11 protein-coding genes are annotated in these 14772 nt (G+C 57.0%); 2 read left to right on the top strand and 9 right to left on the bottom strand.

The genetic code is table 11. The features are described 5' to 3' along the window. Positions 1 to 67 precede the first annotated feature (67 nt). Positions 68 to 2578 carry an FAD-dependent oxidoreductase gene (locus AB1F12_RS14555; protein ID WP_368185087.1) on the top strand — a complete coding sequence of 837 codons (2511 nt, stop codon included), beginning with the start codon at positions 68 to 70 and terminating at the stop codon, positions 2576 to 2578. Positions 2579 to 2653: 75 nt separating this feature from the next. After that, on the top strand, positions 2654 to 3268 hold the full coding sequence (locus AB1F12_RS14550; RefSeq protein ID WP_368185086.1) for a hypothetical protein: 615 nt from the start codon (positions 2654 to 2656) through the stop codon (positions 3266 to 3268). On the opposite strand, the gene AB1F12_RS14545 is transcribed toward AB1F12_RS14550, so the two are convergent. The 9 genes from AB1F12_RS14545 to AB1F12_RS14505 all read right to left on the bottom strand — a co-directional run bounded on the left by AB1F12_RS14545 (position 3265) and on the right by AB1F12_RS14505 (position 14530). Then, positions 3265 to 4338: an NAD(P)/FAD-dependent oxidoreductase gene (locus tag AB1F12_RS14545; RefSeq protein ID WP_368185085.1), complete on the bottom strand. Its 1074-nt coding sequence runs from the start codon at positions 4336 to 4338 to the stop codon at positions 3265 to 3267. The two genes, AB1F12_RS14550 and AB1F12_RS14545, sit on opposite strands and share 4 nt — an antisense overlap. Continuing rightward, a complete protein-coding gene (locus AB1F12_RS14540) occupies positions 4335 to 5267 on the bottom strand; it encodes an aldo/keto reductase (protein ID WP_368185084.1) in 933 nt (310 codons plus the stop codon). The genes AB1F12_RS14545 and AB1F12_RS14540 overlap by 4 nt, the downstream gene beginning before the upstream one ends. 105 nt (positions 5268 to 5372) lie before the next feature. Beyond that, positions 5373 to 6446, bottom strand: coding sequence for a BMP family ABC transporter substrate-binding protein (locus tag AB1F12_RS14535; RefSeq protein ID WP_368185083.1), 1074 nt, complete (start codon positions 6444 to 6446; stop codon positions 5373 to 5375). Between the two features lie 34 nt (positions 6447 to 6480). Then, positions 6481 to 7395 carry an ABC transporter permease gene (locus AB1F12_RS14530; protein ID WP_368185082.1) on the bottom strand — a complete coding sequence of 305 codons (915 nt, stop codon included), beginning with the start codon at positions 7393 to 7395 and terminating at the stop codon, positions 6481 to 6483. Further along, positions 7395 to 8471 carry an ABC transporter permease gene (locus AB1F12_RS14525; protein WP_368185081.1) on the bottom strand — a complete coding sequence of 359 codons (1077 nt, stop codon included), beginning with the start codon at positions 8469 to 8471 and terminating at the stop codon, positions 7395 to 7397. Before AB1F12_RS14525 ends, AB1F12_RS14530 begins: the two co-directional genes overlap by 1 nt. Beyond that, positions 8468 to 9991 (bottom strand): ABC transporter ATP-binding protein, encoded by a 1524-nt coding sequence (locus AB1F12_RS14520; protein WP_368185080.1) that lies wholly within the window; start codon positions 9989 to 9991, stop codon positions 8468 to 8470. The genes AB1F12_RS14525 and AB1F12_RS14520 overlap by 4 nt, the downstream gene beginning before the upstream one ends. Beyond that, on the bottom strand, positions 9988 to 10863 hold the full coding sequence (xdhC, locus tag AB1F12_RS14515) for a xanthine dehydrogenase accessory protein XdhC (protein WP_368185079.1): 876 nt from the start codon (positions 10861 to 10863) through the stop codon (positions 9988 to 9990). The genes AB1F12_RS14520 and xdhC overlap by 4 nt, the downstream gene beginning before the upstream one ends. Next, the gene (gene xdhB / locus AB1F12_RS14510) at positions 10860 to 13172 is read right to left on the bottom strand and encodes a xanthine dehydrogenase molybdopterin binding subunit (protein WP_368185078.1); all 2313 of its coding nucleotides are present in this window, start codon (positions 13170 to 13172) and stop codon (positions 10860 to 10862) included. The genes xdhC and xdhB overlap by 4 nt, the downstream gene beginning before the upstream one ends. Continuing rightward, positions 13169 to 14530 (bottom strand): xanthine dehydrogenase small subunit, encoded by a 1362-nt coding sequence (locus tag AB1F12_RS14505; protein ID WP_368185077.1) that lies wholly within the window; start codon positions 14528 to 14530, stop codon positions 13169 to 13171. The genes xdhB and AB1F12_RS14505 overlap by 4 nt, the downstream gene beginning before the upstream one ends. Positions 14531 to 14772: the final 242 nt, after the last annotated feature.

The raw sequence follows: 14772 nt of genomic DNA, 5'->3' as shown, positions 1-14772 counted from the left end.
CGGGTGGTTCGCGCGTTGGTCGTCGGAATTGGCCAAAGTGGCGGCAATGACCCAAAGGAATCCTGCGATGAAGACCGAAGTAAAAGCGCTTGTTGTTGGTGGCGGAGCCATCGGAACGTCGATTGCCTATCATCTGGCCAAGGCGGGCTGGGACGATGTGATGTTGATTGAACGGGACGAATTGACATCCGGGTCCACATGGCACGCGGCCGGGCTTTTGCCGTTGTTCAACATGTCCTATGCGACCACGCATATTCATAAATATTCGGTCGATTTCTACAAAACGTTAGAAGAAGAAACCGGGCTAAATGCCGGTTTTGCGGTGGTCGGCAACCTGCGCATGGCGCAAACCGACGAACGGATGGACGAATATAAATTATACGCCTCCACAGCCGAAACCTGTGGGGTGCCCTATGAATGGCTGACCCCGGACGACATCAAATCCCGCTGGCCGCTGATCCAAACCGAAGACCTAAAGGGCGCGATCTATCACAATTCGGATGGCTATATTAATCCGGCTGATGTGACCCAGGCCATGGCCAAAGGTGCGCGCCAACGCGGTGTCGACATCGTGCGCAAATTACAGGCAGATGCGTTCCACTGGACCGGCACCCATTGGGAGGTCACCTGCACCAAAATGGTCGAAAAGGGCGGCAACCTGATTGAATCAGACGAACAGGTCGTGATTACGGCTGAACATGTTGTGACGGCTTCGGGAAACCATGCGCAACGGACGGCGAAAATGCTGGGCATCAAAATGCCCGCCATCCCGGTTGAACACACATTTATCGTCATGGACAAAGACCCAGAACTGGTCAAATGGCGTGAGGCGGGCAATCCCGAACATCCCGTGGTGCGCGATGCTGACAACGAATCCTATGCCCGAGAAGAGCGCGGCGGTTGGATCCTGGGCATCTATGAAAAAGGGGCGCCCGCACGCTTTGAACATGGTGTGCCTGACAGCTTTCGTGCGGATCTGTTTCCGTTGGATCTGGATCGCATTGCAGAACAATATATGGCGATGGCCGAACGTGTGCCGTCCTGCGCTGAATCTGGCCTAAAGGATGATTTCAACGGCCCGATTTGTTATACGCCTGACGGCAACCCGCTGGTTGGTCCGGCGCCGGGTCTGCGCAATATGTGGCTGGCCGAAGGGTTCAGTTTTGGCATTACCGCGGCTGGTGGTACGGGCTATTACCTGGCGCAGATGATGGTCGATGGCGAAGCCGAAATCGACATGGCGTCGCTTGATCCTAAACGCTATTCGCAGAATTGGATGACCACCGAATTTGCCGCGCGCAAAAACGAAGAATGCTACGATCACGTCTATATTCTGCACCACCCCGACGAAGAACGCCCCGCCTGCCGTCCGTTGCGCACATCCCCGGCCTATGACCGTCAGGCCGCCCGTGGGGCGCAATTTGGCTTTGTGAACGGATGGGAACGTCCGAACTATTTTGGCCCGCTTGATGCGCCGGAAAACTTTGACCACGATGCCCGGTCGTTCAGACGTGGCGAATGGTGGCAATATGCCGTCGAAGAAGCCAAATCCATCCGCGAAGGCGTGGGGCTGATTGATGCCACAGCGTTCACAAAACACGTGGTCAAAGGTCCCGGCGCCACCGCGTTTCTGGACTGGTTCACCTGTAATAAACTGCCCCGTGTGGGCCGTATCAACCTGACCTATGCCCTGACATCCGCCGGAACCACACGCACGGAATATACCATCGTGCGCAATGGGCCGGATAATTATTATCTCGTCTCTGCAGGGGCTTGGACGGAATATGACGCCGATTTCCTGCGCAAAGCCGCCGAAGATAAGATGGGCGAATTTGGCTATATCGAAATTCAGGACGTCACCACCCAATGGGGTGTTTTCGCCATCGCTGGTCCGAAATCCCGCGACGTTCTGGCCGATGTGATCAATGATGCTGATCCTGCCACGGCCCTGTCCAACAAACGGTTCCCGTGGCTGTCTGCCAAACAGATCGAACTGGGCATGTGCCCGGTGAATGCGATCCGTGTGGCCTATACGGGCGAATTGGGCTGGGAATTGCACCACCCGATCGAGATGCAGAATTACCTGTTCGATCTGCTGGAAAAAGCCGGTGAAAAACACGGGATGAAGCTGGTCGGGGCGCGGGCACAAAACTGGCTGCGTCAGGAAAAATCCTATCGCGCCTTTGGCACGGAATTGGGTCGGGATGCCAACCCTCTTGAGGCGGATCTGCCGCGTTTTGTGGACCTGGAAAAGGATTTTCACGGCAAACAGGCCATGCTGGATATGGGCGTGCGGGTTAAATGCTGTACCTTGCTGATCGACGGGCCGGACGATGCCGATCCGTGGGGCCGCGAGGTTCTGTATACCCCCGAAGGCACCCGCGTTGGGCGTCTGACTTCGGGCGGCTATTCGGTGCATTTCGGCAAAAGCATTGGCATGGGATATGTCACGCCTGATCTGGCCACACCTGGCACAAAGCTAAAGGTCAAAATGTTTGATCAGCTGTGGGACGCGCAGGTCGTCCAAGACAGCCCCTATGATCCGAAAAACGAAACCATTCGCAAAAACATCGCTTAGGGCAGGCATTTTTGGACTTGCAATGCGGGTCATGATGACTTCAAACTAAACGGTGTAGTTTAGATTGGAGTTATCATGACCCTTTTGCGGTTTCATCGGCTAAATGCCTGTGTTTTGGGGCTGTTTATCGCCCTCCATTTGATCAACCACAGCCTATTCGTGCTGGGGTTTGAGACGCATTTGACGGTGATGACCGGTTTGCGGCATCTCTATCGCGCCCCAATCATCGAAATCCCATTATTGGTTCTGTTTGCATCGCAAATTGTGCTGGGATTAGCCTTGGCATGGAAACGCGGGCGGCCACAGGGAAAATGGGCTTGGGCACAAGTGGTGTCCGGCGGTTATTTGGCGCTGTTTTTGCTGCAACATCTGGGCGCAACCCTATCTACGCGCATGTTTTATGCAGACATTGATACAAACAGCTTTTGGGCGGCGTCCGTGGTCAGCCAACAGCCCTTTGTCAGCTATTTCGCGCCCTATTATGCCCTCGCAGTGCTGGCGATTTTCACCCATATCGCGGCGGCGTTGCGGTTTCGAAACTGGGCGCGGCCCGCGACGTTCAAACAAAAGGCATTGCCGGTAATTGGCGCAGTATTGGGCATCACAAGTGTCGGCGCCATGATCCTGCACAGCCAAACAGGCCTGCCGCCCAATTACCAAGCCTACCTTGATAATTTCTGGGGGACCTAGCCAAACCGGTTCGGGCGCAGGCGATCAATCACATCAGTTGGCAATTCGGACGTCATCCCGCCGATCAGGTCGGCGGCCAATTGGCTGACAGCGGGCGAGGATTGCATCCCATAGCCGCCCTGACCGGCCAGCCAGAAAAATGTGGGTTCCACCGCGTCGGGGCCGATCACCAATTCCCGATCCGGGGCAAATGTGCGCAGCCCGGCCCAGTTGGCAGTCACTTGGGTCACGGGGCAGGTTACGTGATGTTCATACCGCGCCAATCCTTCGGCCAGAACCATGTCATCGGCCCATGCGTCATGGGGCGTGACCAGATCTTCGTCGGCGGGGGATACCAGCATCGCGCCGGCATCGGGTTTGGCGTACCAATCTTCGCCGGGGCCAAACAGCATCGGCCAGCGGGACACGTCCAGATCATTGGGCGCGGGCAGGCGGGCAAAGGACCGGCGCAAAGGCGACACGCCCAACGGCGCTATGCCAGCCATTTCCGCGATTTGATCAACCCACGCGCCTGCGGCGTTGATGATCATCCGAGCCTCAAAAGCTTCCCCCGCACTGACCCGCCACCCGGTGGTGGTTTTCTGGATCGCAGTCACAGCAGATTTGGTGCGAATGTCGCCGCCATTTGCACGAATTTCACGGGCAAAGTTTTGGATCAACAGGTCCGTATCGATGTCTTGGGCATCTGGGTTGTACCCGGCACGATCCACGGTTTCAGGGTTCAGGATCGGCCATAAATCCATGGCTTGGGCCATTGAAATCGGGTCCAGCTTCATGGTTTTGATGTCATGGGCAAAGTCATCGGCGCGGTCTGCGCCTGCGACAATCATGATGCCCCGTGGGGATAATACGCCGCCATTTGCCGTGGTCAGATAATCCCGGCTGGCGGTGTTTAGGGCCACGGTTGACGGTTTGCCGTAGTTTTGTTCAAACAATGCGGCCGAGCGACCAGAGGCATGATATGCCAGCGCGTCTTCTTGCTCTAAAACAGTCACTTGCCCCAGATGAGACAGGCGTGCGCCTGCGCTGATCCCGGCAATGCCACCGCCGATGATGAGGAAGTCAATCATGCTTCTTCGATCCGATCGGTTGCCGGGGCGGGCGTGCGCGACAGGGCTGTGATCCTGTCGACGATTTCAGGGGCCAAAGCATAGGTCATCCCGTCCAGTGACGGTTTCAACTGGTCCGCGTTGCGGGCCGATAAGATCGGAGAAACCTGAGGCGCATGATGGGCCAGCCACGCAACCGCCAGCGTCGCCGTGGGCACGTTCATTTCGTCCGCAATTTGGGCCAACCCCGTGGCGGCGTCATGCATCCAATCCTGCCCATAACGCGCAGCATAGCGGGCATCGTTTTCCAGTCGCCCACCGCAATCGGGGGCCACATATTTGCCGGTCAGCAGCCCGCCACCCAGTGGCGAATAGGAAAACACCTGAATGTCCTGATCTGCACAAACCGGCAAAATCTCAGATTCGACCTGACGTTTCACCAGATTGTACATCGGCTGAATGGCATCGATTTTGGTGCCAAATTGTGCGGCTACGTTTTGGGCCTTCATCACTTGCCACGCGGCGAAATTGCTGACACCGATATGGCGGATCGTTCCGTTGGACTGCAAAAGCGCAAGCGTTTCAAAGGTTTGTTCCAGTGGTGTGTCATCGTCAAACCGATGCAGATACAACATATCTACCCGGTCCATTCCCAGTCGTTGGCGTGAAATATCAAACTTTTCCAGAATGTTTTGCCGCCCCGACCCACCTGTATAGGCGGCTTTGGTGGCGATGAAATGGCTGTCGGGATCGGTGACAAACTGCCCCAGCAGCGTTTCAGACATGCCGTCTGTGTAGACATAGGCCGTATCAAAATGGTTGATCCCAGCGGCAATCGCCGCTTCATAGGTGGCACGGGATTGGTCCGGATCAGCGCGGCCACCCCATTGCATACAGCCAAATGCGAAACGGGAAATCGGGACGCCAGAGCGTGTTGTAAACTGTGTCATGGGCCGATCTATGCACGGATTTTCACCGGGGGAAAGCGCGGAATTGTACCCATAAAAAAGGCCCGCCAATTGGGGCGGGCCTTTGATTGATTTTGGATCGTTTGGTTATTGTGGGATGTCGCCGGTGATGCCTTCGACGTAGAAATTCATACCCGCCAATGTACCGTCATCGGCTGTTTCGCCTTCGGCCAACCAGACGGATCCGTCTTGTTTGTTAATTGGCCCGGTAAAGGCGTGGTATTCACCGGATGCCAAAGCGTCGCGCATGGCTTCTGCTTCGGCTTTTACGTCTGCAGGAACCGCGTCTGAGATTTCACCGATGCCAACCATGCCAGCGCCGATCCCGTCCCAAGTGGATGTGCTTTCCCATGTGCCATCAATCACGGCTTGGGTGCGGGCGATGTAATAGGGCGACCAGTTGTCGATGATGGATGACACACGTGGATGTGGGCCAAATTCCGACATATCCGATGCCTGACCAAAGGTGATCACGTTGCCAGCGGCCTGTGCGGCGGCTTGGGGGGCGGTGGAATCGGTGTGTTGCAAGATCACGTCCGCGCCTTGTTCAATCAAAACATTGGCCGCTTCGGCTTCTTTGGCAGGATCAAACCAAGTGTAAACCCAGACGACTTTGAATTCTACGTCAGGGTTCACGCGTTGGGCGTGAATATAGGCGGCGTTGATGCCCCGGATCACTTCTGGGATTGGGAAGGACCCGATATAACCCACGACGTTGCTTTCGGTCATAGAGCCAGCGATGTGGCCCTGAACGGCGCGACCTTCGTAGAAACGGGCGGAATAGTTAGATACGTTATCGGCAAGTTTATAGCCGGTCGCGTGTTCGAACTTCACGTCTGGGAACTGGGACGCCACTTCGATGGTTGGGTCCATGTACCCAAAGGACGTCGTAAAGATCAGGTCCGCACCGTTCAATGCCATCTGCTGCATAACACGCACGGAATCAGCGCCTTCTGGGACGCTTTCAACGAATACGGTTTCAACCGCATCGCCGAAATGTTCCTCAACCGCAAGGCGGCCCACATTGTGTTCATAGGTCCAGCCGCCGTCGCCGACGGGACCGACATAGACGAATCCGACGGTGGTTGGATCATCGGCCATGGCGGCGGTGCCAAGGCTCAGCGCGGCAGCTGTGCTGGTCAGAAATGTTGTGAATTTCATCGTTATTCCCCCTGTGGAGTGGTTTTTATATGCCTCAGCTTGAGGCGTGGAATGATTTGCCAAGCGAACCCGGAGCCCGGCCGGCAGACATGATCACAAGCACAAGGATCGTGACCAGATAGGGTGACATCGAGAGGATCTCGACCGGTATAGAAAGGCCAACGGCCTGCAAATTCAACTGCAACACAGTGACGCCGCCAAACAAGTACGCCCCAAGCAGCAATCGCCACGGTTTCCAGCTGGCAAAAACAACAATGGCCAATGCGATCCAGCCCGCCCCCGCGGTCAGACCTTCGGCATAGGTGGGCACCCGCACAAGGCTAAGGTAAGCACCGCCCAAACCCGCGCAGGCCCCGCCAAACAGGATCGCCAACAGACGCACGCGCACAACGTTATAGCCAAGCGCATGGGCCGCCTCGTGGTTTTCCCCGACGGCGCGCAGGATCAGCCCGGCGCGGCTGTATTTCAGCATCCAATAGGTGCCCGCAACCAAGGCCAGACCGATATAAACCATGGCATCATGTTGGAACAAAACCCGGCCAAGAAACGGGATGTCGGATAAGAAAGGCACGTTTAACGACGCGAAATCCGGTGCTTTGACGCCCAGATATCCCTGTCCCATCAATGCCGATAATCCCAAACCAAACAGGGTCAGGCCCAGACCTGTGGCAACCTGATTGGACAGAAAAAACTGGGTCAGCAGACCAAACAGCAAGGCAAGGATCGCGCCACCAAAGGCCGCGCCGATGAAACCGAGCCAAGCGGATCCAGTGGCCGATGCGACGATAAACCCTGCAACAGCGCCGGTGATCATCATGCCCTCAACACCAAGGTTCAAAACCCCGGCCCGTTCCACCACCAATTCGCCAATCGCGGCCAACAGGATCGGCGTCGCTGCCACCATCAATGAAGCGAGTAAAACGGCGGGGTTAATCGCAGAGAAATCCATTACAGAGCCTCCTTTTTGCGCACGGGGCGATAATTGGTCATCACATCCAATGCGAGCAGGAAAAACAGCAGCATGCCTTGGAACAGTTGGATCGCGGCGGCGGGCAATTGCAGTTGGGCTTGTGCGTTTCCGCCGCCCACATATGTCAAAGCCATGACACCCCCGGCCATCAAAATGCCGATCGGATGCAACCGGCCCAGAAACGCCACGATAATGGCCGTGAACCCATAGCCGACGTTGAAATCAATGCTGATCTGGGCACCGGGGCCGGACACTTCGAACATGCCAGCAAGCCCGGCCAATACCCCCGACAGCCCCATGCAGATCACGATCATCCGGGTTGGGTTCACGCCGGAAAACGCCGCTGCACGGGGGCTTTCGCCGGTCAGGCGGATGTTGAACCCCAACATGTGACGGCTCAGGATAACATAGCTGAAAACCACCGCAATCAGTGCGGCAACAACACCCCAATGCATACCAGCCGATTTGTCGATCCAACTGGTGGCTGATTCATACTGCGCCAAATTGCGGGATCCGGGGAAACCGTGGCCATCTGGGTTGCGCAAAAGACTAAGGGAAACAGACGCCAATAGCTGTTCGGCGACATAGACCAGCATCAGGGACACAAGGATTTCGTTGGTTTGGAATTTCACCCTGAGCAGGGCGGGGATCATCGCCCAAGCCCACCCCCCAAGCGCGCCCGCAATCACCATCAACGGCAGGATGAACACGCTTTCGGTTGGATAAAACGCCAGCCCCACAGCCGCGCCACAAATCGCGCCCATGATGTATTGACCTTCGGCGCCGATATTCCAGATCCCAGCCCGAAACCCCAGCGACAATCCGATGGCGATCAACACCAAAGGGGCAGCCTTGATGAGAATTTGCGGGCGGTGAAAAGACGCAAATTCGCCAAATAGCGGATCCCAGAAAATCGTGCGGATCGCCTCAAACGGGTCATTTCCGAGAAACGCAAACAGGATGCCGCCCGCGATCATCGTCAGGATCACCGCCAATAAGGGCGCGATATATGTCCAAATGGCCGAAGCCTGAGGCCGTTTTTCCAGCTGGATCATGCGACCCCCTCAATGTCGTGCATGTCATGGGCGCCGCCCAGCATCAGACCGATTTCTTCGACCGTTAATCCTTTGGCGGGGCGGGGGTCGGATAGGCGACCTTCGTTCAGCGCGCAGAACCGGTCCGAAATTTCCATCAATTCATCCAAGTCTTGCGAAATCACGATCACGGCTGCACCTTTTTCGGCAAGGTTCAGCAGGGCCTGCCGGATCGCGGCTGCTGCGGCGGCATCCACCCCCCAAGTGGGCTGATTGACGATCAACAATTCGGGCCGTTGCAGGATTTCACGACCGATCACAAATTTCTGCAGGTTCCCGCCGGATAGCGATCGTGCGGCATTGCCCGCACTGGGTGTGCGGACGTCGAAATCGGCGATGATTTTTTCGGCAAACTCACGGGCCTTGCCCCAGCGAAGAAACCCGTTTTGGGTCAGGTTTTCGCGCACCGATCCGGACAAAATAGCGTTTTCAACCAGTGACATACCCGGTGCGGCGGCGTGACCTAGCCGTTCTTCGGGGGCGGCCAATAATCCCAGCTTGCGTCGGGCATTCGGCGGCAGATGCGATATGTCCGCGCCGTTAAATTGCACCGACCCCGGATCGGTCAGCATTTCGCCCGACAAAGCCAGTAACAATTCATCCTGTCCATTGCCCGCGACCCCACCGATGCCCAGCACTTCGCCTTGGTGCATGGTCAGATTGATGTCGCGCAACGCCATGCCAAACGGGCGCGGTGAGGCGGCGGATAGCTGTGATAGTTGCAGGGTTACCGGGCCGGGTTCGGCGGCGTCGCGTTCGGGCACATGCAACGTGCCGCCCACCATCATTTCCGCCATTTCGCGTGATGATGTCTGTCGCGGGTCGCAATCGCCGACCACTTTGCCCAGTCGCAAAATAGTGGCGTTTTCACATAACGCGCGAATTTCATCGAGTTTGTGGGAAATATAGAGGATCGCCGTGCCTTCGGCGGACAATTTGCGCAGGGTGTGAAACAGGATTTCGACCTCTTGCGGGGTCAGAACGCTGGTGGGTTCATCCATGATCAACAGTTTTGGTTCCTGCAGCAGACAGCGGATGATTTCGACCCGTTGGCGTTCCCCGGCGGACAGGTCGCCAACAATCCGATGCGGATCAAGCGGCAATCCGTATTTCTGTGACACCTCTTTGATTTGCCCAGCCAATTCCCGTTGCGGCGGTGGATTTTCCATGCCCAAGGCCACATTTTCGGCCACGTCCAACGCTTCGAATAGGGAAAAATGCTGAAACACCATCGCCACGCCGGATGCGCGGGCTTTGTGCGGGTCGGATGGGGCAAATGGCGTATCATTTAGGGTCATCGTGCCGCTGTCGGGTTTTACCAATCCATAGATGGTTTTGACCAATGTCGATTTGCCCGCGCCGTTTTCGCCCAGCAATGCGTGCACTTCGCCGACGCCAATTTCAAACGAAACGTCAGCATTGGCGACAACACCCGGATAGGCCTTGGTCAGGCCATTAAGCTTCAGCAAAGTCTGCGTCATCCAGCTCTCTCCAGTTTCGAGTTGCGGTGGTCAGGGTCCTGCGCGCCCGACAGCCTTAGTAGCGCCTGCGCCACGCCAACGGCAATGGCTGTCGGGTGTTTCCCAAGGGTCGGATCGCCTATTGGGCAGGCAATGCTTAATATTTGTGCATCTGTATGGCCAAGGTTGGTTAAACGGGATCGGAACCGGGCCCATTTGGTCGCCGATCCGATCACACCGGCACTGGCAAACCCATGCGACAGCAGCGCATGGCACAGGGCAAAGTCGAAGTCGTGAGAATAAGTTAGCACGATGTGATGGGCATCAATGGGCGCGTGGCGCACCAGATGTTCGGGTTTTTCAGCGGTCAAAACCCTGGCATTGGCGGTGTTCGCCGGGAATCTGTCGGCGCTGACATCCACCCATGTCACATTCATACCGGGCAACGTTGCCAAGGCAGAATTCAACGCGCGCCCCACATGCCCCGCGCCCCAAATCCAGACCTCTGTTGGGGCGCATTGGCCCGGCAGGATCGGGATAGTTGTCGGTGCGTCGCATTCAAGCTGACACGAATGTGGCGCGTGGTCAGACACATCAACCGTTATGGTCACGGCCCCGCCGCAGCACTGGCCCAGTTCTGGCCCCAAAGGAAAGGTTCTGCGCCCGGTTTTTTGACCGTTCTTTTGGCACAATAACGCAAATCGAATGGCTTCCAGCTCTAATCGGCCACCGCCAATTGTGCCATGCATGCCGACCCGTAAATTGCCGGGCAAAGCCACTCCATTGGGGTCGGACCACACCACCATTTCCGTTCCGGCATCCCGTGGGGCAGATCCGCGCACGGCTTCCACTCGGATACGTAAAACGGTTGATGGGGGGGCGAAATCCTTCATGCGCGGGCCCTGTTTATGGCGTCTAGGATCGCTTCTGATGTGGCGGGGGCCTGTAGGTCAGCCCAGTGTGATCCGCAGGCCTGCACCGCATCCCCAAGCGCAAGCCACGCCGAAATTCCGTGCATAAAGGGCGGTTCACCCACGGCTTTGGATCGGTAAATCGACTGTTCGGGATTGGGTTCATCCCACAAATCCACGTTGAAAATATCGGGGCGGTCCGAACAGGCCGGAATTTTATAGGTGGACGGCGCATGGGTGCGCAGCCGCCCGACATTATCCCAGATCAGTTCCTCTGTGGTCAGCCAACCCGCGCCCTGGACATAGCCACCTTCGATTTGGCCGATATCCAATGCCGGGTTTAGCGACGCCCCTGCATCATGCAGGATGTCGCTGCGCAAAATGCGATTTTCCCCGGTCAATGTATCAATCACAACCTCGGTCACCGACGCGCCATAGGCAAAGTAGAAAAACGGCCGGCCGCTGCCTTTGATGCGATCCCAAGCCAGATCGGGCGTTTTGTAAAACCCGGTTGCCGACAGGCTCACGCGGCTTTCATAGACCTGTTTGGCGGCCTCAGAAAATGGGATGGAATGATCGCCCACCTGAACCAAGCCATTGGCAAAACGAATGTATTCGGGCGAAACCCCCTGCGCATCGGCCAGACATTGTGCCATACGTGCGCGGATTTTATCGCAGGCGATCTGCACCGCCATCCCGTTCAAATCTGACCCGCTGGACGCTGCTGTGGCGGATGTGTTTGGCACTTTTCCAGTATCGGTGGCGGTGATTTTCACCGCATTCACGTCAACGCCAAACCGCGATGCGGCCACTTGGGCGACCTTTTGAAACAGGCCCTGACCCATTTCGGTGCCACCATGGTTCAGATGGATCGAACCGTCCTGATAGACATGCACCAATGCGCCGGCCTGATTCAGGTGGGTCAGCGTGAACGAGATCCCGAATTTGACCGGGCTAAACGCAATCCCACGTTTGAGAATGGGATTTTCTGCATTCCAAGCCCGCACCTTGGCGCGGCGTTCTGCGTAATCCGACTGCGCGATCAGACGGTCGGTCAAACGGTTTAGGCAGAAATCGCGCACCTCCATCCCATAAGGCGTGGTCTGGACGCTATTGGTGGTCGAATGACGATCATCCGGGGCATCGGTGCGATCCGCGTAATAATTCCGCTGCCGCACCGCCACCGGGTCCATCCCCAGCGCAAAGGCCACGTGATCCAGCACACGTTCGGTGCCCAACATGCCCTGAGGACCGCCAAATCCACGATAGGCGGTGGCGCTTTGGGTGTTGGTTTTCCAGCGATGGGACGTGATGCGGATGTGATCCAGCAGATAGGCATTGTCGGTGTGCAACATGGCGCGATCCGCGACCGGCAGGCTTAGATCCTGCGCCCAGCCGCAGCGGGCATGTTGGGTCACTTCCATCGCCAATATCCGACCCGTGTCATCATAGCCAACATCATATTCGATGCGAAAATCATGACGTTTGCCGGTGATGATCATATCGTCATCGCGGTCATAGCGCATTTTGGTCGGTTGCCCGGTCAGGTTGGCGACAATCGCACAGGACACGGCCAGCGCATTGCCTTGGCTTTCTTTGCCGCCAAATCCGCCCCCCATGCGGCGGATTTCAACACGCACGCCGTGCATTGGCACCCCCAGCGCATCGGCCACTTTGTGTTGGATTTCCGTTGGGTGCTGGGTTGAGGCATGCACAACCATGTCCCCGCCTTCTTGGGGCAGGGCAAGGCTGGCTTGGCCTTCTAGATAGAAATGTTCCTGACCGCCCATATCAAATTGCCCCTGCAAACGATGAGGGGCCGATTTCAGGGCGTTTGGCACGTCGCCTTTGCCCCAAATCCGTGGGCCGTCTTCGAACCGGGACTGGGCGTTGATGGCATCCTCAACCGTCAGAATAGCGGGGCGATCCGCATAGGTGATGCGCCCCAAACGCGCGGCGTGCCGGGCGGCGTCATGGCTGCGCGCGACCACCAGAAACACGGGTTGGCCGACATAGTGCACTTGGCCCGTGGCCAGCAACGGTTCGTCGTGGATGGACGGGCTGACATCATTGGCATGGGGCAAATCATCGGCGGTTAACACAGCCACCACATCCGGGGCAGCGCGCACGGCATCCAGATCCATCTGGGTGATGTCCCCAGCGGCACAGGTCGACATCCCAAACGCCAGATGCAGGCAATTGGCGGGTACTGGAATATCGTCAACGTAGCGCGCGGTTCCGGTCACATGCAGGCGGGCGGCGTCGTGGGGCAGGGGTTTGGCGACGCTCATGGAGTGACCTCTAACACGTTGATAGATTGGCCAGAAAGGTCGGCGAAATACCGGCGCAGCATGTTTTGTGCGGCCTGCAATCGATAGGCCGCAGAGGCCCGCATATCGGTCATCGGGGTGAAATCCTGCGCGAATTGATCCAACGCGGCGTCGATTGTTGATGTGGACCAGGGCTGATGTATCAGCGCCGTTTCAACGGATTTCGCCCGCATCGGAATGCCCGCCATCCCACCAAAAGCAATGCGCGCATCGGTGATCACACCGTCTGATATCGTCAGGTTGAACGCGCCCAATACCGCAGAAATATCCTGATCAAAGCGTTTGGATAATTTGTAACACCGCAGGTTTTCATGGCCCAAAGGCACGCTGACCCCGGTGACAAATTCGCCCGGCTGGCGGTCTTGTTTTCCGTATTCGACAAAGAAATCGGCCATCGGCAGATCACGGGTCACATCGCCGCGGCGCAGGTGAAGCACCGCATCCAGCGCAATCAGAACCGGGGGGTTGTCCCCAATCGGGGATCCATTGGCGATATTACCGCCAATCGTGGCCGCATTGCGCACCTGTTCGGACCCATAGCGACGGATCATATCCGCATAGGATGGATAATGGAGGGCAATTGCGCTGCGCACATGGTTCATAGTGACGCCTGCGCCAAACCGAATGCTTGTTTCGGTCTTATCAATCTGTTGCAAATCCGTGCACCGGTTCAAAAAGGCCACTTTGGGCAGGTCGCGCATTTGTTTTGTCACCCAAAGCCCGACATCCGTGGCCCCCGCGATTAATGTGGCATCGGGATTGGCCAGATACCATGCGGCCAAATCATCGGAAGTCTCAGGGATGAAATCCGGCAGGGTTGAGGGGGCCGGTAGATCGTCAATGATCCATGTGGGCACAGCGCTGTCTTGGGCGGCCTGCGCGGCGCGGATGATCGGCGCATAACCCGTGCACCGGCACAGATTGCCCGCCAGAATATCGTCGTGATCCTTGCGACCATTCAGATGCCCCGTGGCCATCGACACAACAAAGCCGGGCGTGCAGAACCCGCATTGTGATCCGTGGTGATCCACCATGGCTTGCTGAACGGGGTGCAGGGTGCCATCGGGGCTTTGGATGCCTTCGACCGTGCGAATGGCCTGACCGTCGAGCTGGGCCATAAACAGGATGCAGGAATTCAGCGTGCGCACGCCGCTTTTGTCTGTGACCATCACAGAACATGCGCCGCAATCGCCTTCGCGGCAGGCCTCTTTGGTTCCTTTCAGGTTACGCGTTTCGCGCAGCCAATCCAGCAATGTGGTGGTTGGGGCTATGCCCTTCACATCCACGCTCTCTCCGTTGAGAAGAAAGGTGATGTCCATATGATTCAGACCCGCCGCCTTACCTCGGGACCCTGTTTGCACACCCTCGATGCGGCGTAGAACGCGTGCGGGTTTAACTGTTGGTAGGGCAGAGCGTAGGAAACTCGCCCCCGCTTTGGCAAGCTTTCTATCCAAGTTTGCGTGCGAAATTCATTTCGGCTGAAATTTGATGCCTTGCTGAGGCGCAAATGGCGACAGATTTGGCGGACTTGTTTCGAATCAAAGGGTTTCCTACGATTTGA

Origin of the sequence: Aestuariibius sp. HNIBRBA575 (assembly GCF_040932005.1) — a bacterium.
In the GTDB taxonomy this organism is placed as follows: Bacteria; Pseudomonadota; Alphaproteobacteria; order Rhodobacterales; family Rhodobacteraceae; genus CANLNM01.
The sequence above is the reverse complement of the archived record's forward strand: the minus strand, read 5'-3'. Positions and strand labels throughout refer to the sequence as shown.